This window comes from Agrobacterium sp. CFBP 3001 (assembly GCF_027871605.1).
Lineage (GTDB): Bacteria > Pseudomonadota > Alphaproteobacteria > Rhizobiales > Rhizobiaceae > Agrobacterium > Agrobacterium leguminum.
On record NZ_JAQAHD010000002.1, the window covers coordinates 209418 to 230812 of the forward strand.

Here is a 21395-nt window from a genome sequence, read left to right on the forward strand (position 1 = left end):
TTTCCGGGCAGGCTACGCCCCTTACGCATGGCTGCATATGCTGCTATGTCATTTGCAAAAGACGCCGGAAAAAACGGCCGAATCCGGGACTCTAAAAATGACCAGACAGACCGCAAATCTCGCATCCTTTGCCAACCATATGCCGGATGTGGTGGCCATTCGCCGCCACCTCCACCGAAACCCCGAAATCGGCCTTTCGGAGTTCAAGACGTCGGATTTTATTGCCGAACAGTTGGCGGCAATGGGTTATGAGGTGACCCGGGGACTGGCCGGAACCGGTGTCGTCGCCACACTCCGCAATGGCGACAGCACCCGCACGCTCGGCATCCGCGCCGATATCGACGCCCTGCCGATCCATGAAGAAACCGGTGCGGATTATGCGAGCGCCAATCAGGGCGTGATGCATGCCTGCGGACATGACGGCCACACCGCCATGCTGCTCGGCGCGGCGAAGATCATTGCGGAGCGCAAAAATTTCGACGGAACCATGCATCTGATCTTCCAGCCGGCGGAAGAGAATTTCGGCGGCGCCCGCATCATGATCGAGGACGGGCTGTTCGAACGTTTTCCCTGCGATGCGGTTTTTGCCCTTCACAACGATCCCGGCGTGCCCTTCGGGCAATTCGTGCTGCGCGACGGACCTATCCTCGCCGCCGTCGACGAGTGCAAGATTACCGTCAACGGTTACGGCGGCCACGGCGCCGAACCGCAGGATGCGGCCGATCCCATCGTTGCCGGCGCAAGCATCATAATGGCGCTGCAGACGGTGGTGTCCCGCAACATCCATCCGCAACTATCGGCGGTCGTCACCGTTGGCGCGTTCCATGCCGGTGGTGCCAGCAATGTCATTCCCGAAACGGCGGAAATGCTGCTGACCATCCGCTCCTTCGATCCGGGCGTGCGCGACGAGCTGGAAAAGCGCATCCGGGCGATAGCCGAAGGCCAGGCGGCCAGCTATGGCATGAGCGTCACCATCGATTACGAGCGCGGTTACAATGCAACCGTCAACCACAAGGCGGAAACGGACTATGTCGCCGATCTCGCCCGGCGTTTTGCCGGACCTGAAAAGGTGGCCGAGATGCAGCGCCCATCGATGGGTGCGGAAGACTTCGCCTATATGCTGGAGAAACGACCCGGCTGTTATTTCTTCCTCGGCACCGCGCGCACGGATAACGATCCGCCGCTGCACCATCCGAAATTCGATTTCAACGACGATATCCTGCCGATCGGAACCGCTTTCTGGGTCGACCTGGCGGAAGATTACCTGAAGGCGTGAGCGGTCATGAAAAAGGCCGGTCGGAGGAGCGACCGGCCTTTCATTCTCAAATTACCTGATGAGAAAATCGGGAGGATCAGGGAACGAGACCGAAGATGACGGCGGCGACAAAAGCCACGCAGACGCCGACAAGAGCCGCATGAACCGAATCTTTCCAGTTTCGCGGCGACTGGGGCTGCGAGACAAAGTCTTTTACTTTTCCTGCCTTGGAATAAGACATTGTACACTCCCTTCCTGCTCGGCCCTTCAAAGCGGGCATTGCTTATTTCACTCATAGAATAGCTTTATTCCCCACTGTTTCAGTAGAGATAAAATTCCATAAGATTGGCGCATCGGGAAAAATACCGATTGCGACTTGCCCACCGGCAAGCATCAATCTACCCATTGCGCAGGATCAACGCGGTGGAGGGCATTTCCGTTCAAAACCGGTGGCGGGCACGGAAAAGACCATGACGGATATCGACGCCATCATCATCGGAGCCGGGGTGATAGGGCTCGCGACAGCGCGTGAACTGGCGATGCGCGGCCTCACCGTCATCATCCTCGAAAGCGGGAAGGAATTCGGCTCTGCCACCTCCTCCCGCAACAGCGAAGTCATCCACGCCGGGCTCTATTATCCGGCCGGAAGCCTCAAGGCCCGACTTTGCGTGGAGGGCAAGGAGCGGCTCTATGCCTTCTGTCAAAGCCACGGCGTTTCACATCGTCGTTGCGGCAAGCTCATCGTCGCTACGAGCGATGAAGAGACGGCCATGCTCACCACCCTGCGCGAAAAAGGCAAAGCTAACGGCTGCAACGACCTTGAGCTGATCGATGCGCAACAGGCGCTATTGCTCGAACCCGCGCTCGCCTGCGTCGCAGCCCTGATATCGCCCTCGACCGGTATCATCGACAGCCACGGCTATATGCTGGCGCTGCTTGGAGACGCGCAGGATCATGGCGCTGCCCTTGCCCTGAACGCACCCTTCGAAAAGGCAGAGGCGATGGGCAATGGTTTCCGAGTTCATGTCGGCGGAACGGAACCCACCAGCCTGACATGCCGGCTGCTCGTCAATTCCGCCGGGCTTGTTGCACCCATGGTGGCAAGAAAGATCGAAGGATTGCCGGAGGACGGAATCCCGCAGGCGCGTTTCGCCAAGGGCAGCTATTTTTCGCTGGCCGGCAAGTCCCCGTTTTCACGGCTGATCTACCCCGCACCGCACACTCATGGCCTCGGCGTGCATCTCACGCTCGATCTCGCCGGCCAGGCACGTTTCGGGCCGGATGTGGAGTGGGTGGATACCATCGACTATGCGGTCGATCCCCGCCGTATGGAGGGTTTTGGCGATGCGATACGGCGCTATTGGCCGGGCCTTCCCGATGACGCGCTGATCCCGGCCTATTCCGGTATCCGGCCGAAGATTTCCGGCCCGGACGCACCGGCCATGGACTTCCGCATCGACGGACCGGAAACCCACGGCCTTGCCGGCCTCGTCAACCTTTTCGGCATAGAAAGCCCCGGCCTCACCGCCTCGCTGGCGATTGCCGGCGAGGTCGCGGCACGGCTCGAGGCCTGACCTCAACCGAAACGAGAGAGCGCGCCGGCCATGATCTCCGGATCGACATTGCCGCCGGAAGCGACCGCGATCACCGTTTCGCTTTCCAGTTCATCGCCGTGGAAGAGGGCCGCCGCCAGCGCCACCGCGCCACCGGGTTCGACAACGATCTTCAGCCGGTTAAACGCGAGAACCATAGCACGCAGCGCTTCCTCCTCGGTCACGGCAATGCCTTTTCCGCAGAGCCCGGCCATGATGGGGAAAGTAATGTTGCCGGGCTGCGGCGTGACGATCGCGTCGCAAATCGAGCCCGAGGTCGTGGCGTTACGCTCGATCTTACCCGCAGCGAGGGAGCGCGCCACATCGTCGAACCGCTCCGGTTCCGACGTCCTGACCTTGTAGTTCGGCGCTTTTGCTGCGAGTGCCAGGGAGATGCCGGAGGTGAGGCCGCCGCCACCGCAGGGCACCAGAACCTCGGCCGCACCGATGCCCAACTCCGCGCCCTGTTCGGCAATCTCCAGCCCCACTGTCCCCTGCCCGGCAATGACCAGCGGTTCGTCATAGGGCCTGATCAGCGTCAGCCCACGCTCACGCGAAATGCGATCACCGATGGCGTCGCGATCTTCGTTCGCACGGTCATAGAGCACTACCTCCGCGCCATAGGCCCGGGTATTGTCGATTTTGATCTTCGGCGCATCCGACGGCATGATGATGACGGCAGGGACATTGTGCAGCCGGGCGGCAAGCGCCACGCCCTGCGCATGGTTGCCGGAGGAAAAGGCGATCACGCCCTTGACGCGCACCTCCGCCGGAAGGCCGGAGACGGCCGACCAGCCGCCGCGAAACTTGAAGGAACCCGTTCTTTGCAGGCATTCAGCCTTCACGAACAGCTTTCGCCCGGCAATTTCGTCCAGAAAAGGCGATGAAAGAAGCGGTGTGCGAACCGCATGGTTGCCGATGCGCCCACGCGCGGCCTCTATCATCGAAATATCTGTCATGTCCTGCCCCTGTGATGCGGATTTGCGGGTACATTAAGAGGTCGCAATCAATTGCGAAACCGCCCGGAAAAGAAAAATCCCCGGACGTGGCCGGGGATTTTTTGTCGTATGTGATCAATGATTGTGCCGGGGCATCTTCTCGGCGATCCGGCGGAAATCCGCAGCCCCTTCCAGAACCGCGCCATCCGAAAGCTGGGTCACCGATTGACGATAGATGCGCTGCCAGGGCGTCGCATCCGCAGGAACAGCGGGAATGCCGTCAGCCTTGCGGGCGGCAAGCTCCTCATCCGGCACCAGCGCATTGCACTCGCCCTCATTGAAATCGATGCGGATCATATCCCCCGTACGAAGCCATGCCAGCCCACCGCCGGCAGCACTTTCCGGCGAGGCGTTGAGGATGGACGGGCTGTCCGCCGTTCCCGACTGCCGGCCGTCACCGATCGTCGGCAGACTGGTGATGCCCTTTTTCAACAGCGCATCCGGCGGCTGCATGTTGACGACCTCTGCCGAACCCGGCCAGCCGAGTGGCCCCGCACCGCGAATGACGAGAATGGTGCGCTCATCGATATCGAGAGACGGATCGTTGATGCGGGCGTGATAGTCTTCCGAACCATCGAACACCACACATTTGCCCTCGAAAATGCCTTCGCGGCCCGGTTCGCTCAGATAACGCTGGCGGAATTCCGCCGAGATCACGCTCGTCTTCATGATGGCGAAATCGAACAGGTTGCCCTTGAGGACGAGGAAACCGGCCCGCTCCTTCAGCGGCTTGTCATAAGGCAGGATCACATCGCGGTCGGTGGATTCCCGGCCTTCCAGATTTTCCGCCATGGTCTTGCCTGTCACGGTCGGACAGTTTCCGTCGAGCTTGCCGGCCTTGAGAAGCTCCCACATGACGGCGGGCGTGCCGCCGGCGCGGTGATATTTCTCACCCAGCCATTTGCCGGCTGGCTGGACATTGGCGATGAGCGGAATGTCGTAACCGTGAACCTGCCAGTCCTCCTCGCGAAGCTCCACACCCGCATGTTTTGCCATGGCCGCCAGATGCGGCTGGGCGTTGGTGGAACCGCCGATTGCCGAGTTGACGCGGATCGCGTTCAAAAATGCCTCTCGGGTCATGATGTCGGAGGGCTTGATGTTCTCGACAACCAGCTCGACGGCACGGCGGCCGGTGCGATAGGCCATCTGGCCGCGTTCACGGTAAGCGGCGGGAATGGCGCCGCAGCCGGTAAGCGACATGCCGAGCGCCTCCGCCATGGCATTCATGGTCGACGCCGTACCCATGGTGTTGCAATGGCCGACCGAAGGCGCGGATTCGAGCGCTGCCTGCAAAAATTCCTCGCGGGTGATTTCGCCAGCGCCATATTTGCGGCGCATGCGCCAGATGACAGTACCGGAACCGACCAGATCCCCATCATGGTAGCCGTCGAGCATCGGCCCGCCGGACAAGACGATGGCCGGAATATCAACCGTGCTTGCCGCCATCAGCGCTGAAGGCGTGGTCTTGTCGCAGCCCGTGGTCAAAACGACGCCGTCGAGCGGATAACCGTAAAGCACTTCCACAAGGCTGAGATAAGCGAGATTGCGGTCAAGCGCCGCCGTCGGGCGCTTGCAGTTTTCGAACATCGGATGGGTCGGAAACTCGATGGGAATGCCGCCCGCATCGCGGATACCGTCCCGCACCCGCTTGACGAGTTCCACATGGACACGGTTACAGGGCGTCAGGTCGCTGCCGCTCTGGGCGATGCCGATGACCGGCTTGCCGGAACGCAGTTCTTCCGGCGTCACGCCGTAATTCATGAAGCGCTCCAGATAGAGCGCCGTCATGTCGAGATGGTCGGGATTGTCGAACCAGTCCTGCGACCGCAGGCGGCGCATCGGTGTCTTCTCGTCACTCATGAACCTGCCTCAGCCCTGTTCCCGGTTATTCAGTTTTTCGAGGTAAAGCAGGATGCCGCTATGGTCGATATCGGCACCACCGTCACCGACGAAGTCGTCAAATTCCCGCGTCACCTGCTGCGTAAGCGGCAGATTGAGAGACAGATCCTTCGCCGTCGCCAGCACGCCGTTCAGATCCTTGAGCTGGAACTTGGAGGGACCGCCAGGTACGAAATTGCGCTTCACCATGCGGTCGCCATGCAGTTCCAGGATCCGGCTTTCGGCAAAACCGCCGCGTATGGCGTTGCGGAACCCTTCACGCGATGCACCACCCGCCTCCACCAGCATCATCGCCTCGGCAACCGCGCCGATGGTGATGGCAACGATCTGCTGGTTGGCGAGCTTGCAGAGCTGGCCAGCACCCGAGGGACCGACATAGGTGAGCCGGCCCATCGGTGCGAAAACATCGGCAAGACCCGCGATCAGCGCCTCATCGCCACCCGCCATGATCGCAAGCGTACCGGCGGTCGCGCCCGGCACGCCGCCGGAAACCGGCGCGTCGACATGATGAACGCCGAGCGCCTGAAGCCGGGAGGAATGTTCCCGCGCAATCGGCGGCGCAATCGAGCTGCTGTCGATGACGACCGCACCCTTTTTCAGCGCTTCGGCCACGCCGGCCGCAAACAGCACCTCGCCCACAGCCTTGCCGTCGCTCAGCATGGTGATGACGATATCGGCGCCCCTGGCGGCCTCCGCCGGCGATGCCGCGACGACCGCGCCATCGGCAACAAGCGCCTCGGCCTTATCCACGCTACGGTTCCAGACGGTGACCGAAAAGCCGGCGCCCAGCAGACGCCGGGCCATCGGCCCGCCCATCAGGCCTGTGCCGATAAAGGCAACCGACCGCTTCTTCTCCTCCCCGCCAGCACTCATTTCAGTGAACCTCCCAGTTCGTCCTCGATATGAACCTGAATGATTTCTTCAAACGAGCTTTCAGCCGTAAAGCCCAGTTCGCGGGCACGCCTGGCTTCGAAACCGGGGGCCCAGCCTTCGCACATGCGCATGATCATCTCGTTCGGCTCGCGGCGGATAAGGGCAACGGCCTTTTCACCAGCGACCTTGCGCAACGCTTCGATCTGCTCGCCGACGGTGGCGCTGAGGCCGGGCATCGACAGATTGCGGCGCGGGCCGACCTTTTCAACGTCGATCGTTGCCCCATGGATCAGGAAACCGACGGCGGAACGCGGCGAAGCGTGCCAGTGGCGAATGCTTTCCGGCACCGGCAGAACCGCTTCCTGGCCGACCAGCGGCTCGCGCAGGATATTGGAGAAGAAGCCGGAAGCGGCCGCATTCGGCTTGCCGGGACGAATGCAAATGGTCGGCAGGCGAATACCGATACCGTCGAAGAAACCGCGGCGGCTGTAATCGGACAGCAGCAATTCGCAGATCGCCTTCTGCGTACCATAGCTGGTCAGCGGCGTGGTGTGGAATTCATCCGGGATCGGATAGGGAAGCGGCGCACCGAAGACGGCGATGGACGAGGTGAAGACCACGCGCGGCTTGTAACCATCCTTGCCATTGGCAATGCGGATGGCATCGAAGAGATAACGTGTGCCGTCGAGATTGATGCGGTAGCCCTTATCAAAATCGAGCTCGGCTTCACCGGAGACGATGGCGGCGAGGTGAAAAATGGCATCTGGGCGGGCTTCGACCAGCTTTTCGGCCTCACCCGGCGCGGAGAGATCGGCGGTACGCGCATCGACCGCACCGGAAAAACCGGCAGGCGCTTCGGGCTTGAACACGTCGATAAGCGTGAACTTTTCGATTGGCTTGCCGCCAAGCGATCCGTCCTTGACGAGACGCTGAGTCAGCTTGCGGCCCACCATGCCTGCGGCGCCGATGATTGCGATATGCATGTTTTCCTCCTCTTTGTCCCGGCCATTCTCCCGGGACCGAAAAAACATCATCGGCCAGTCGACCGATAAATTAGCTTGTAAGGTTGTCTGATAACCTTATATGATCGGATTGAAAATAGTATTTTTTCACAAACCGGCAAAAGCAAGGGCGAGAGAGCCCTGTCCGGAAATTTAGGGCGGATTGGACGGAGAGGGTGGAATGACGATCGTGAGCGAAACCGATACCGAGGAATTGCGGTTCTCGTTGAAGAACAGGCTCGGCGAGGCTTTGCTGCTGACATCGCAGGAAGACATGGTGCGCTATTGCCGCGACTGGCATGGCGATGTCACCAGTTCGGCCGTGGCCGTTATCCGCCCCCGCTCGACCAAGGAAGTCTCCGACACTGTCCGCGCCTGCGCGGAACTGGGCCTTGCCATCATCCCCCAGGGCGGTAATACCGGACTGGTGCTCGGCGGCATTCCCGATGCCCCCAAGCATCAGGTCGTATTGAGCCTGGAGCGCATGAACGCCATCCGCACCATAGATAGCGACGATTTTTCCGCCGTTGTGGAAGCCGGCTGCATTCTGTCGGAATTCAAGGATGCGGTTGGGGACAAGGGCATGTTTTTCCCGCTGTCGCTCGGTGCACAGGGCAGCTGCCGCATCGGCGGCAACGTCTCCACCAATGCCGGCGGCATCAATGTCCTGCGCTACGGCATGACCCGCGAACTGGTGCTGGGTCTCGAAGTCGTATTGCCTGACGGCACCATCTGGAACGGGCTGTCGACGCTGCGCAAGGATAATCGCGGCATCGATCTGAAGCAGCTCTTCATCGGCGCGGAAGGAACGCTCGGCATCATCACCGCGGTTGCCGTTAAGCTTTATCCCAATCCCGAACATGTCGAGACGGCGCTGCTCGGCCTCACTTCGCTTGACGATGCCATCAAGCTTTACCGCCGCGCCCGCCGCGAATGCTGCGACCTGATGTCCGCCTTCGAATTCATGCCGCCTGTCGCCTTCACACTCGCGATTGAAGCAATTCCCGATCTCAAGATGCCCATCGCCGGCGATTATCCTGCCTATGTACTGATGGAAATTTCCGGCTCGGGGTTGGTCGATACCGCTGACCTGATGGGACGCTTCCTTGAGGGCGTGATGGAAGACGGGCTGGTGCTGGACGGCGTCATCGCTTCTTCACGGGCACAGGCCCAATCGCTCTGGCTGTTCCGCGAAGGCATGAACGAGGGCCAGGCGCTGCGCGGCGCGCATATGCGCACCGACATTTCCGTCCCTTTGTCGAAACTCGCAGCCTTCGTGGCTGAAGCCGAGGCGGAACTTGCGGAAAAACTGCCGGAATGCCTGGCGGTTTCCTATGGCCACGTTGGAGACGGCAACGTCCACCTCAACGTGCTGCCGCCGAACGGTTCGACGCCACAAGAGCGCGACGCCTTCATCTACAAATCCAAGACACTCGTTAACGAGGTCCTCGACCGTTACGTCGGCAGCATCAGCGCCGAGCACGGCATCGGCCGCCTGAAACGCTCCGATTTCGAAAGCCGGCTATCCGACGTACAGCGCCGGATGATTACCGGCCTGAAAAACACCTTCGACCCTGATTTGCGGATGAATCCCGGTTGCCAGATAACCCTGCAACCGGATAGCTAATCGAGGAACGGCAAAGGCGGCTGAAAACGCCGCCTTTGAAAACCCCGCTGACGGCGAAGGAGGAAGTCGCCTGTCGCGGGAAAAAGAACCAATCGTTTCTGTGGAACGGGAGCAACCATGACGCTGGAGTTCAATCAGATACATCGCAACGATCATCTGCCCGGCCGTATCGCCGCGGAGATTGCGCGCGAAATCAATGATTCGAAGCTCGGACCGGGTGACAGGCTGCCGACCGAACATGTTCTGGCAAAAACCTTCGGGGTCAGCCGTTCGGTCATCCGCGAAGCGATTGCACAATTGCGCAACGAAGGCTTTGTCGAAACTCGGCAGGGCGTGGGCGCATTCGTCACCGATCCCCGGCAAAGACTGTCCATCCGCATCGAGCGGTCGCGGCTAAACGACCCGGAAAATTTCCGCGATCTTTTCCAGCTCCGCATGCCGCTGGAAATAGAGGCGGCGGGGCTTGCCGCATTGCACCGCAGCCCGCAGCAGCTGACGCGGCTGGCGGCAGCCTTGGAAAAGATGAAAACCGCCGATGATTGGTCGACGGAAGGCGTTGCCGCCGATCTCGACTTCCACCGCATTCTGGCGGAAGCGACTGAGAACGAATATTTCCTGATGTTCCTCGGCTTCATCGCGGAACGCATCAGCTCCGCCATCAACATCGCTTTCTCCCGCGCGGTTTTTGGTGAAATTCTCGAGGTGACGATTGCCGAACATGTGGCAATCTACGAAGCCGTCGAGAAGGCCGACGCCACTGCCGCCAAGAACGCCATGCGCAAGCACCTGATCGGCGCTGCCAGCCGGGTCAATCTCGAACTAGATATCTTCTGAGCAGCAATGTGGATGCCGGCAAAGCTATAGGACAGGTTTACGGCTTTGCGGGAATTGAGACGCGAAACACGATAATTTTGTCGGCAAGGCCGCTAGACTCGTAGCAAAAGTCATACTAAGAAGAATGGGATTAAGTTGTCAGACATCCAGACAATAAGACCGCAGGAGGCGGCCTGTCGGATGCTGAAGGGGAGGACTACATGACCGGTACAAGGTCCATCGACGCTACCGCAATTTTGCCTGAAGATTTCGAAAACGCGCTGCTCGTCGGCCGTGTCTGGTCGAAAAGCGAAGACGGCCCCTGCCCCGTCCTGCTGAAGGGCGGCGTGCTTTATGACCTCACGTCGATTTCCCCTACCATGTCCGAACTTCTGGAGAAGACCGATCTGCTGGAGCGGCTCGCCGACACCGGCACTTTCGTCGCACTCGGCGCACTGGAAGCTTTTCTGGACGGTTCCGCCGGCGAACTCCTTGCCCCTAACGACATTCAGGCCGTCAAGGCCGCCGGTGTGACCTTCGCCGACAGCATGCTGGAACGCGTGATCGAGGAGCAGGCCAAGGGCGATCCGCTGCGTGCGCAGGAAATTCGCGGACGGCTGGCGCCGGTTCTCGGCGACAATCTCAAGGGACTTGAGGCCGGCTCCGAAAAAGCTGCCGAAGTGAAGAAACTGCTCCAGGAAATGGGCCTCTGGTCACAATATCTGGAAGTGGGCATCGGCCCGGATGCGGAGATATTCTCCAAGGCGCAGGCCATGGCTTCCGTCGGCTGCGGCGCGCTGATCGGCGTTCACCCGAAATCGCAGTGGAACAACCCGGAGCCGGAAGTGGTGCTTGCCATCACCTCCGACGGCCGAATCGTTGGCGCAACGCTCGGCAACGACGTCAACCTGCGCGACTTTGAAGGCCGCTCTGCACTCTTGCTCAGCAAGGCGAAGGACAACAACGCTTCCTGCGCGATCGGTCCCTTTATCCGCCTGTTCGACGGCAACTTCACCATTGAAGATGTGAAGAAATCACAGATATCGCTTCTGGTCGAGGGCGAAGACGGTTTCACCATGACGGGCGTCAGCCCCATGGAGGCGATCAGCCGCACGCCGGAAAACCTCGCTTCGCAGCTCTTGAACCGCAACCATCAATATCCTGACGGCGCCGTCTTTTTCCTTGGCACGATGTTCGCGCCGGTGAAGGATCGTCATGGCCCAGGCCTCGGTTTCACCCATTCAAAGGGCGACCGTGTTGAAATCTCCACGCCCAAGCTCGGTAAGCTGATCAACTGGGTCACCACGACCGACGAATGCCCGGAATGGACATTCGGCACCGCGGCCCTGATGCGCAACCTGGCGAAACGAGGGCTGCTCTAGATATTTCTTCGGGAGGGGAAAATGCAAAAGACCATCAATCTCTTTTACCGGATTCTCGAAATCATTCTCGTCCTGCTGCTTGCCGGCATGTCGATCATGGTCTTCGTCAACGTCGTCATGCGTTATACGATGAACTCCGGCATCAACGTCTCGGAAGAACTGTCGCGTTACTTCTTCGTGTGGCTGACCTTCATCGGCGCCGTGTTGACCTTCCGTGAGAACAGCCACATGGGCATCGAAACGCTCGTGATGTTCCTGTCCCGTCGCGCCCGCATCGTCTGCATGATCGTGTCGAACATCATCATTCTGGCCTGTTCCGCCATCTTCTTCTGGGGCACCTGGAAGCAATCCGGCATCAATGCCAGCATGCATGCGCCCGTCACCAAGCTTTCGATGATCTGGGTCTATGGCGTCGGCATGTTCACCGGCGGCCTGATGTTCATCATCGCACTGGAACGCCTGTACCGTTACTTGACGGGCGGCGTGACAGAAGACGAAATCGCCCAGTTTGCCGGCGAGAATCTGACGATCGAACAGCTTTCGGAGCGCTGATACCATGACACTTCTCGTTTTTGTCGGCTCTCTGCTGGGAGCCATGGCGATTGGCGTTCCCGTCGCGTTCTCGCTGATGTTCTGCGGCGTCGTGCTCATGTGGTATATGGGCATGTTCAACACCGCCATCATCGCCCAGAACATGATTTCGGGCGCGGACACCTTCACGCTGCTCGCCATCCCCTTCTTCATTCTGGCCGGCGAACTGATGAATTCCGGCGGTCTGTCCCGCCGCATCATCGACTTTGCAATCGCACTCGTCGGTCATATCCGTGGCGGTCTCGGCATCGTGGCCATCGTTGCAGCCATCATCATGGCCAGCATTTCCGGCTCGGCCGCAGCCGATACCGCAGCCCTTGCCGCAATCCTCATCCCGATGATGGCAAAGGCCGGTTACAATATTCCGCGCTCCGGCGGTCTCATCGCCGCAGGTGGCATCATCGCCCCGGTCATCCCGCCATCCATGGCCTTCATCGTTTTCGGTGTTGCCGCCAACGTCTCGATCACCCAGCTTTTCCTTGCGGGTATCGTTCCCGGCATTCTGATGGGTGCATCGCTCATCATCGCCTGGCTGATCGTGGTCCGTAAGGATAACGTCAAGCCGCTGCCGAAGACCTCCGCCAAGGAACGCCTGACCGCCACTGCTCGCGCCGGCTGGGCGCTCGGCATGCCCGTCATCATTCTCGGCGGCATCAAGGCAGGCATCATGACGCCGACGGAAGCTGCCGTCGTTGCCGCTGTCTACGCGCTTTTCGTCGGTATGGTGATCTACCGCGAACTGAAACCGGCGGATCTGTTCCACGTGCTTCTGCGCGCCGCCAAGAGCACGTCCATCATCATGTTCCTGGTTTGCGCGGCACTTGTGTCCGCATGGCTCATCACGGCAGCGAACATTCCGAACGAAGTCGCAGGCTATATCGAGCCGCTGATCGACCGCCCGATGCTTCTGATGGCCGCAATGATGGTGCTTGTCTTCATTGTCGGAACCGCACTCGACCTCACGCCGACCATCCTGATCCTGACGCCTGTTCTGATGCCCATCGTCAAACAGGCGGGCATCGACCCGGTCTATTTCGGTGTTCTCTTCATCATCAACAACGCCATCGGCTTGATTACCCCTCCGGTTGGCGTGGTGCTGAACGTCGTCAGCGGCGTCGGCCGCATCCCGCTCGGCAAGGTGACGGTCGGCGTCTGGCCGTTCCTCGTTGCCGAAACCATCGTCCTGGCGCTGCTGGTGATTTTCCCGGACATCGTCCTCGTACCACTGCAGTATCTCCGTTAATTCAACCTGCTTCTCGCAAACAATCCAAGGGAGGATATTATGAGAAAGCTTCTTCTGACCACCACGGCCATCGCTTTCGCAGTTGGCGCCGCCGCTCCGGCAATGGCCGAATTCAACAGCCGTAACATCCGCGTTTCGAACGGCATCAACCAGGATCATCCGGTCGGCAACGGCATTAAGGCCATGCAGGCCTGCCTTGACGACAAGTCCGGCGGCAAGCTGAAGCTGACGGCATTCTGGGGCGGCGCTCTCGGCGGTGACCTTCAGGCAACGCAGGCCCTGCGCTCCGGTGTTCAGGAAGCGGTCGTGACGTCCTCGTCGCCGCTCGTCGGTCTCATCCCGTCGCTCGGCGTCTTCGACCTGCCGTTCCTCTTCGCCAACGCCAAGGAAGCCGATGCCGTCATGGACGGCGCCTTCGGCGACATGATGAACAAGAAGCTGGAAGAACAGGGCCTCGTAAACCTGGCCTACTGGGAAAACGGCTTCCGCAACCTGTCAAACTCCAAGCATGCCGTGAACAAGTGGGAAGACTTCTCGGGCCTTAAGGTCCGCGTGATGCAGAACAACATCTTCCTCGACACCTTCCAGAACCTCGGCGCCAATGCAACGCCGATGGCCTTCGGCGAAGTCTTCTCGGCGCTGGAAACCAACGCGATCGACGCGCAGGAAAACCCCTATGTGACGATCGACACCTCGAAGTTCTACGAAGTGCAGAAATACATCACCGAGACGAACCACGCCTACACGCCGTTCCTCTTCCTCTTCTCCAAGCCGATCTTCGACAGCTACACGCCCGAAGAACAGGCCGCCCTGCGTGAATGCGCAATCGTCGGCCGCGACGAAGAGCGCAAGGTCATCCGCGAACTGAACCAGAAGTCGCTGGAGAAGATCAAGGCTGCCGGCCTCGAAGTGAATACGCTGTCTGCAGAAGAGCAGACCCGTATCCGCGAAAAGTCGATGGTCGTCTACGAAAAGCACAAGGCTGAAATCGGCGCAGACGTCGTCGACGCCGTTCTGGCGGACCTGAAGAAGATCCGCGGCCAGTAATCCTTACCGGATACAATTAAAAACACCCGGAGGTTCCGCCTCCGGGTGTTTTTGTTTGTGAAAATCGCAGATGGAAAAAGGCTGCCGAAGCAGCCCTTCCAGAAGATCAGGACGCGGTGCGGTTCTGCCGGTTGGCGATAAGGTCTTCGACCACCGCTGGATCGGCGAGCGTCGACGTATCCCCCAGCGCACCAAAGTCGTCCTCGGCGATCTTGCGCAGGATGCGCCGCATGATCTTGCCAGACCTTGTCTTGGGCAGGCCCGGCGCGAACTGGATCTTGTCAGGTGTTGCAACCGGCCCGATCTCGTTGCGCACGTGCTTCACCAGCTCCTCGCGCAGCGCATAGTCGCCATTCTGGCCCGCCATCAGCGTGACATAACAATAAATGCCCTGGCCCTTGATGGCATGCGGGTAACCCACCACAGCCGCTTCCGAAACGAGGTGATGCGACACCAGCGCCGATTCCACTTCGGCCGTGCCAAGGCGGTGACCGGAAACGTTCAGCACGTCATCGACGCGGCCGGTGATCCAGTAATAGCCGTCCTCGTCACGCCGGCAGCCGTCGCCGGTGAAGTACTTGCCCTTGTAGGTCGAGAAATACGTATCGACAAAGCGCTGATGATCGCCATAGACGGAGCGCGACTGGCCCGGCCAGCTATCGATGATGCAGAGATTGCCGTCAGCGGGTCCTTCCAGCACATTGCCCTCGGCATCGACAAGCTGCGGCTGCACGCCGAAGAACGGCCTTGTGGCCGAACCGGGCTTCAGATCGGTCGCGCCCGGCAGCGGCGAAATGAGAATGCCGCCGGTTTCCGTCTGCCACCAGGTGTCGACGATCGGGCTCTTGTCCTCGCCGACCACATGGTAATACCACTCCCAGGCTTCCGGATTGATCGGCTCGCCGACCGTGCCGAGAAGCCGCAGGCTCTCGCGCGACGAGCGCTGGACGAACTGGTCGCCCGCCCCCATCAGCGATCTGAGCGCCGTCGGCGCGGTGTAGAAGATATTGACCTTGTGCTTGTCGATGACTTCCCAGAAGCGGCCCTGATCCGGGAAATTGGGAACGCCTTCGAACATCAGCGTCGTCGCGCAGTTCGCAAGCGGACCGTAGACGATATAGGAATGGCCGGTGACCCAGCCGACGTCGGCGGTACACCAGTAAACCTCGCCGTCCTTGTAGTCGAAGACATACTCGTGCGTCATCGACGTATAGACGAGGTAGCCGCCCGTGGTGTGCAACACGCCCTTCGGCTTGCCGGTGGAGCCTGAAGTGTAAAGAATGAACAGCGGGTCTTCCGCACGCATCTTCACCGGCGGGCAATCCGGCTTCACGGTGGCGATTTCCTGATGGTACCAGATATCGCGGCCGGGCGCCCAGCCGGTCTTTCCGCCGGTGCGGCGCACCACCAGAACCTTGTTGACGATGACATATTGTTTGGCGGCGATATCGATCGCCTTGTCGGTATTTTCCTTGAGCGGGATCGGCTTGCCGCCGCGCACGCCCTCATCGCAGGTGATGACGAAGGTGGACTGGCAATCGACGATGCGGCCCGCCAGCGCTTCCGGCGAGAACCCGCCGAACACGACGGAATGGATGGCGCCGATGCGGGCGCAGGCGAGCATCGCGTAAGCCGCCTCGGGTATCATCGGCATATAGATGGTGACGCGGTCGCCCTTCTTGACACCGTGCTTCTTTAGCACATTCGCCAGACGGCAGACATAGTCGTAGAGCTGGTTATAGGTGATCTTCTTGTCGATATACGGGTTGTCGCCTTCCCAGATGATCGCCGTGCGCTCGCCATGCGTTTTCAGGTGCCGGTCGATACAGTTATAGGAAACGTTCGTCAGGCCGTCCTCGAACCACTTGATCGGCACCCTGCCCTTGAAGGACGTGTTCTTGACCTTGGTATAAGGCTTGAACCAGTCGATCCGCCGGCCGTGCTTGTCCCAGAACTTTTCCGGATCCTCGACGCTCTCCTGATACCATTTCTGGTAACGCTCATTGTCGATGAGCGTGCGGGCCTTCGCCGATTTGAGAACCGGGTAGATTTTGGCAGACATAAACTCCTCCTGGAACCGATATGGCTTCTGACGTGGCCCGAGACTCCCACCTCAGGCATGTGTTGAATTCATAGCAGTTCAAATCCGCACGGCAATTAGACAAAGGTCATTTGTTTCGCAAAGAATTGCAATTATGATGCAATCCGGTTATAGAGCGGCAATATCCCGGAAATCAGTGGTTGATACCACGCCCGCGACACCGGCGCGGACGGACAGAAGGACTGTATCTATGGCTCAACAATTGCTCATGCCAAAGGCAACGGCTGTATGGCTGGTTGACAACACCGCGCTGTCGTTCGATCAGATCGCCACGTTCTGCAAACTGCATCCGCTCGAAGTCAAGGCGATTGCCGACGGTGAAGCCGCACAGGGCATCAAGGGTCTTGACCCGATTGCAACCGGACAGCTCTCCCGCGACGAGATTGCCCGCGCTGAAGCCAATCCGAACCATAAGCTGAAGCTTTCCGAGCCGAAGGTGCGCGTGCCCGAATCCAAGCGTCGCGGTCCGCGTTACACGCCGGTTTCCAAGCGTCAGGACCGTCCGAACGCCATTCTCTGGCTCGTTCGCAACCACCCGGAGCTGAAGGATGCGCAGATTTCGCGTCTCGTCGGCACCACGAAGTCGACCATTGAGCAGATTCGTGACCGCACCCACTGGAACTCGGCCAACCTGACGCCGATGGACCCGGTCACCCTCGGCCTCTGCAGCCAGATCGATCTTGACCTCGAAGTTGAACGCGCCTCGCGTGGCCGTCCGCTGCCGACCGCCGAAGAGCTGGACAACACACTGCAGCCGGCGACGGCAACGGAAGGTCTGGATTACAACTTCCAGCGCGAAGAAGACGAACAGATCGACGCCGATGCGGTCTTCAAGAAGCTCTCCTCGCTGAAATCCACGCAGAAGGACGAAGACGAGGACGATCAGTACTGATCGGACGTCTTTTAGAGTTTGAAAACCCGGCCTCAGCGCCGGGTTTTTTATTTGTAGCCTTATCGCGTGCCGAAGATCGCCGAGCCCACACGAACACTCGTCGCGCCGAATTCCACGGCGGTTTCGAAATCGCCCGACATGCCCATGGAAAGCTTCTCAAGCCCACATTGTTTGGCAAGCTTCGCCAGAAGCGCAAAATGCGGACCCGGATTTTCATCCGCCGGCGGAATGCACATCAGTCCTTCAACCCGCAATTTCAGCTCATCCCGACAAAAGGCGACGAAAGCCACGGTCTCACGTGGATCGATACCCGCCTTTTGCGGCTCAAGCCCTGTATTAACCTGCACATAAAAACGAAGGCTTCGCCCCTGTTTGCCGCATTCCTCGGCAAGCGCGCGGGCGATCTTTTCGCGGTCGACGCTCTGCACCACATCAAACAGCGCCACGGCATCCGCCGCCTTGTTGGACTGTAGCGGGCCAATCAGATGCAACTCGATATCAGCCGTCTTCTCTTTAAGCGCAGGCCACTTGCCCTGCGCCTCCTGCACGCGGTTCTCGCCGAATACGCGCTGGCCCGCATCGATGACCGGCTGGATCGCCTCCGCCTCGAAGGTCTTCGAGACCGCGACGAGGGCAACATCCGCCGCCTTGCGTCCGGATTTTTCCGCAACATCGGCAATGCGCTGCCTGACATCCTCAAGACGTGCTTCGATTTCCATCACAAGACCTTCATTTGAACCATTCGCAACGCTAACTAGACCCCGATTGCCTTGATGCCAAGCGGGTTTAGCACCATTTGAGGCACGCTGGCCAAGATTGAACGCCCGAATGCCCCGCCAAACTTGACGCCCCGGTCGTTTCATGGTGAAGGTCAGCGCAAATTTTTCCCCTCGATACCCGGAATTCTAAACAATGGCCATCGAACGTTACAATCCTCGCGACGCCGAGCCGCGCTGGCAGCAGAAATGGAACGAAGACAAGGTTTTCGTCACCGACAACAGCGATCCGCGCGAGAAATATTACGTTCTGGAGATGTTTCCCTATCCTTCGGGACGCATCCACATGGGCCATGTCCGCAACTATGCCATGGGCGACGTGGTTGCCCGCTACAAGCGCGCCCGCGGTTTCAACGTCCTGCACCCGATGGGCTGGGACGCCTTCGGCATGCCTGCCGAAAACGCCGCCATGCAGAACAAGGTTCACCCGAAGGACTGGACCTATCAGAACATCGCCACCATGCGCGGCCAGCTGAAATCCATGGGCCTTTCGCTGGACTGGACCCGCGAATTCGCGACCTGCGACGTGGAATATTACCACCGCCAGCAGGCGCTGTTCGTCGATTTCATGGAAAAGGGTCTGGTCTACCGCAAGCAGTCCAAGGTCAACTGGGACCCGGTCGACCATACGGTTCTCGCCAACGAGCAGGTGATCGACGGCCGTGGCTGGCGCTCCGGCGCGCTGGTCGAACAGCGCGAGCTGACGCAATGGTTCTTCCGCATCACCGATTTCAGCCAGGACCTGCTGGACGAGCTGGATACGCTCGACCAATGGCCGGAAAAAGTGCGCCTGATGCAGAAGAACTGGATCGGCCGCTCCGAAGGCCTGTCGCTGCGCTGGCAGACGGTCGCCGGGACAGTGCCGGAAGGTTTCTCCGACATCACCGTCTATACGACACGCCCGGACACCCTGTTCGGCGCCTCCTTCCTGGCAATTGCCGCCGACCACCCGCTGGCCAGGGAACTGTCCGCGAACAACCCGGCGATTGCCGAGTTCTGCGACGAATGCCGCCGCCATGGCACCTCGCTCGCAGCACTCGAAACGGCTGAAAAGAAAGGCATCGACACCGGCGTCAAGGTCGTACACCCGCTGGATCCCAATTGGGAACTGCCGGTCTACGTCGCCAACTTCGTGCTGATGGACTATGGCACCGGCGCGATCTTCGGCTGCCCGTCGGGTGACCAGCGCGATCTGGATTTCGCCCGCAAATACGGCCTGCCGGTTGTGGCCGTCGTCGCCCCTGAAGGCCCTGATGCTGCAAACTTCACCATCGATGATACCGCCTTCACCGATGACGGCTTGATGATCAATTCCGGCTTCCTGAATGGTATGAAAACGACGGATGCCTTCGAGGCGGTCGTGCAGAAGCTGTCGGCGCAGACGCTGGGCAACGCGCCCCAGGCCGAGCGCAAGGTCAATTTCCGTCTGCGCGACTGGGGCATTTCCCGCCAGCGTTATTGGGGATGCCCGATCCCGGTCATCCATTGCGAAGTCTGCGGCGTCGTGCCGGTCCCGAAGAAGGACCTGCCCGTCAAGCTGCCCGACGACGTGACGTTCGACGTGCCCGGCAACCCGCTGGACCGGCACCCCACCTGGCGTCATGTCTCCTGCCCGCAATGCGGCCATGACGCACGCCGCGAAACCGATACGATGGATACTTTCGTCGATTCCAGCTGGTATTACACGCGCTTCACCGCGCCGTGGGAAGACGCACCGACCGATCCGAAGGTCGCCAACCACTGGCTGCCGGTCGATCAGTATATCGGGGGCATCGAGCACGCTATCCTGCATCTGCTCTATTCGCGCTTCTTCACCCGCGCCATGCGCGAAACCGGCCATGTCGGCGTCAAAGAGCCCTTCAAGGGCCTGTTCACGCAGGGCATGGTGGTTCACGAGACCTATAGCCGCGGCGAAGGCACGGCACGCGAATGGGTGCCGCCGGCCGACCTCAGGATCGAGGAAAGCGACGGCACGCGCCGCGCATTCCTGCTCTCTTCCGGCGAAGAGGTGAAAATCGGCTCCATCGAGAAGATGTCGAAGTCGAAGAAGAACGTGGTTGACCCCGACGATATCATCGCGTCCTACGGCGCCGATACCGCACGCTTCTTCGTGCTGTCGGACTCTCCGCCCGATCGTGACGTCATCTGGTCCGAAGCCGGGGTGGAAGGCGCAAACCGATTCGTTCAGCGCGTCTGGCGCATCATCGGCGAAGCAGCGGAAGAACTGAGAACCGTTCAGCCGAAGCCTGCGACCGAAGGCGAAGGCTTGGCGGCCTCCAAGGTGGCGCACAAGACGCTGAAGGCTGTTCAGGAAGACTTGGACAAGCTCGCCTTCAACAAGGCCATCGCCCGCATCTACGAACTGGTCAACGCGCTGGCCGGCCCGCTCGCCGATGTTGCTTCTGGCGGCAAGTCTGAGGACGTCAAGGCGGCCGCGCGCGACGCCGTCGAAATCCTCATCCGCATCATCGCCCCCATGACGCCGCATCTGGCGGAAGAATGCTGGTCCGCATTGGGCAATGCGGGCCTCGTGGCCCAGACGCCATGGCCGGCCTTCGTCGCTTCGCTTGTCGAGGAAAACGATGTGGTCATGCCCGTGCAGGTCAACGGCAAGAAGCGTGGCGAATTGACAATCGCGCGCGATGCGGATCAAGATGCGGTCCGAACGGCCGCCCTTGCGCTGGATGCCGTCAAATCCATTCTTGCCGGTGGCGAGCCCAAGAAAGTCATCGTGGTTCCGCAGAGGATTGTGAACATTGTTGTCTGACGTTTTTTCAAGATGGGGCCGCGTCGCGGCAGCGATTTCCGTCGTGACGATGGCTGGTCTTCTGGCAGGCTGCCAGGTGCGCCCGCTTTATGGGGAAGCTTCGGGAACCAAGGAGAGACTGGCGGCCGTCAGCGTCTCCGAGACCGGCGGCAGAGTTGGGCAGGAAGTCCGCAATCAGCTGATCTTTCTGATGTCCGGCGGTGCTGGCGAACCCGCCACGGCGCAATATAACGTCAAGGTTTCCGTAAGCTCGAGCGCGACGTCAACGGAAGTGCAGAATTACGACCTGACGACCCGCGCGAACAACAATTACGATGGCCCATACCCTGGTCGTGTCGTGATGAGCGGTCAATATGTGCTGACACGCGTTTCCGACGGTCAAATCCTTCGCTCTGCACGGCGTAGCGTGACGGCGCAGGTGGACCTGCCGCAGCAGGAATTCGCCAAGATCAGGGCAACCCGCGACGCTGAGAACCGTGCGGCCCGGGAACTGGCTGAAATCATCCGCACCGATATCGCCGCCACGCTCGGCCGCTGA

General features: G+C 60.1%; 18 protein-coding genes. 11 read left to right on the forward strand and 7 right to left on the reverse strand.

What is annotated here, in order from left to right:
* Positions 1–97 precede the first annotated feature (97 nt).
* Entirely contained in the window at positions 98–1276 is a 1179-nt protein-coding gene (locus tag PH605_RS04620; RefSeq protein WP_161987769.1) for a M20 aminoacylase family protein, read from the forward strand.
* Positions 1277–1352: 76 nt separating this feature from the next.
* Here PH605_RS04620 and PH605_RS04625 read toward each other — a convergent pair whose 3' ends face one another.
* On the reverse strand, positions 1353–1496 hold the full coding sequence (locus PH605_RS04625; RefSeq protein WP_003505150.1) for a hypothetical protein: 144 nt from the start codon (positions 1494–1496) through the stop codon (positions 1353–1355).
* A gap of 229 nt (positions 1497–1725) precedes the next feature.
* Here PH605_RS04625 and PH605_RS04630 point away from each other — a divergent pair, with 229 nt between their 5' ends.
* On the forward strand, positions 1726–2829 hold the full coding sequence (locus PH605_RS04630) for an NAD(P)/FAD-dependent oxidoreductase (protein ID WP_142844412.1): 1104 nt from the start codon (positions 1726–1728) through the stop codon (positions 2827–2829).
* 2 nt (positions 2830–2831) lie between these two features.
* Here the strand turns inward: PH605_RS04630 and PH605_RS04635 are convergent, their stop codons facing one another.
* From PH605_RS04635 to denD, 4 genes are all read right to left on the reverse strand, one after another.
* On the reverse strand, positions 2832–3806 hold the full coding sequence (locus PH605_RS04635) for a threonine ammonia-lyase (protein ID WP_142844413.1): 975 nt from the start codon (positions 3804–3806) through the stop codon (positions 2832–2834).
* A gap of 114 nt (positions 3807–3920) precedes the next feature.
* Entirely contained in the window at positions 3921–5705 is a 1785-nt protein-coding gene (locus tag PH605_RS04640; RefSeq protein ID WP_142844414.1) for an IlvD/Edd family dehydratase, read from the reverse strand.
* 9 nt (positions 5706–5714) lie between these two features.
* Positions 5715–6617 carry an NAD(P)-dependent oxidoreductase gene (locus PH605_RS04645; protein ID WP_142844415.1) on the reverse strand — a complete coding sequence of 301 codons (903 nt, stop codon included), beginning with the start codon at positions 6615–6617 and terminating at the stop codon, positions 5715–5717.
* The gene (denD, locus tag PH605_RS04650) at positions 6614–7600 is read right to left on the reverse strand and encodes a D-erythronate dehydrogenase (RefSeq protein WP_142844416.1); all 987 of its coding nucleotides are present in this window, start codon (positions 7598–7600) and stop codon (positions 6614–6616) included. The genes PH605_RS04645 and denD overlap by 4 nt, the downstream gene beginning before the upstream one ends.
* A 199-nt stretch (positions 7601–7799) precedes the next feature.
* Here denD and PH605_RS04655 point away from each other — a divergent pair, with 199 nt between their 5' ends.
* The 6 genes from PH605_RS04655 (at position 7800) to PH605_RS04680 (ending at position 14321) form a co-directional block, all read left to right on the forward strand.
* Positions 7800–9245: an FAD-binding oxidoreductase gene (locus PH605_RS04655; protein ID WP_142844417.1), complete on the forward strand. Its 1446-nt coding sequence runs from the start codon at positions 7800–7802 to the stop codon at positions 9243–9245.
* 117 nt (positions 9246–9362) lie between these two features.
* Positions 9363–10079 (forward strand): FadR/GntR family transcriptional regulator, encoded by a 717-nt coding sequence (locus tag PH605_RS04660; RefSeq protein WP_003520305.1) that lies wholly within the window; start codon positions 9363–9365, stop codon positions 10077–10079.
* 200 nt (positions 10080–10279) lie between these two features.
* Complete coding sequence (locus tag PH605_RS04665) at positions 10280–11440, forward strand: fumarylacetoacetate hydrolase family protein (protein WP_142844418.1); 1161 nt, start codon at positions 10280–10282, stop codon at positions 11438–11440.
* Positions 11441–11461: 21 nt separating this feature from the next.
* On the forward strand, positions 11462–11992 hold the full coding sequence (locus tag PH605_RS04670) for a TRAP transporter small permease (protein ID WP_003520303.1): 531 nt from the start codon (positions 11462–11464) through the stop codon (positions 11990–11992).
* Positions 11993–11996: 4 nt separating this feature from the next.
* Entirely contained in the window at positions 11997–13274 is a 1278-nt protein-coding gene (locus tag PH605_RS04675; protein ID WP_035265222.1) for a TRAP transporter large permease, read from the forward strand.
* Positions 13275–13313: 39 nt separating this feature from the next.
* A complete protein-coding gene (locus PH605_RS04680) occupies positions 13314–14321 on the forward strand; it encodes a TRAP transporter substrate-binding protein (RefSeq protein ID WP_065656889.1) in 1008 nt (335 codons plus the stop codon).
* Between the two features lie 106 nt (positions 14322–14427).
* Here PH605_RS04680 and acs read toward each other — a convergent pair whose 3' ends face one another.
* Positions 14428–16383, reverse strand: a complete 1956-nt coding sequence (acs, locus tag PH605_RS04685; RefSeq protein ID WP_065656888.1) for an acetate--CoA ligase — start codon at positions 16381–16383, stop codon at positions 14428–14430.
* 229 nt (positions 16384–16612) lie between these two features.
* Between acs and PH605_RS04690 the strand changes: the two genes are divergently transcribed.
* Positions 16613–17314: a DUF1013 domain-containing protein gene (locus tag PH605_RS04690; RefSeq protein ID WP_006698297.1), complete on the forward strand. Its 702-nt coding sequence runs from the start codon at positions 16613–16615 to the stop codon at positions 17312–17314.
* A 59-nt stretch (positions 17315–17373) separates the two neighbouring features.
* Here the strand turns inward: PH605_RS04690 and PH605_RS04695 are convergent, their stop codons facing one another.
* A complete protein-coding gene (locus PH605_RS04695) occupies positions 17374–18033 on the reverse strand; it encodes a YggS family pyridoxal phosphate-dependent enzyme (RefSeq protein WP_065656886.1) in 660 nt (219 codons plus the stop codon).
* A 193-nt stretch (positions 18034–18226) separates the two neighbouring features.
* Between PH605_RS04695 and leuS the strand changes: the two genes are divergently transcribed.
* Complete coding sequence (gene leuS / locus PH605_RS04700) at positions 18227–20857, forward strand: leucine--tRNA ligase (RefSeq protein ID WP_142844419.1); 2631 nt, start codon at positions 18227–18229, stop codon at positions 20855–20857.
* On the forward strand, positions 20850–21395 hold the full coding sequence (lptE, locus tag PH605_RS04705) for an LPS assembly lipoprotein LptE (RefSeq protein WP_161987770.1): 546 nt from the start codon (positions 20850–20852) through the stop codon (positions 21393–21395). The genes leuS and lptE overlap by 8 nt, the downstream gene beginning before the upstream one ends.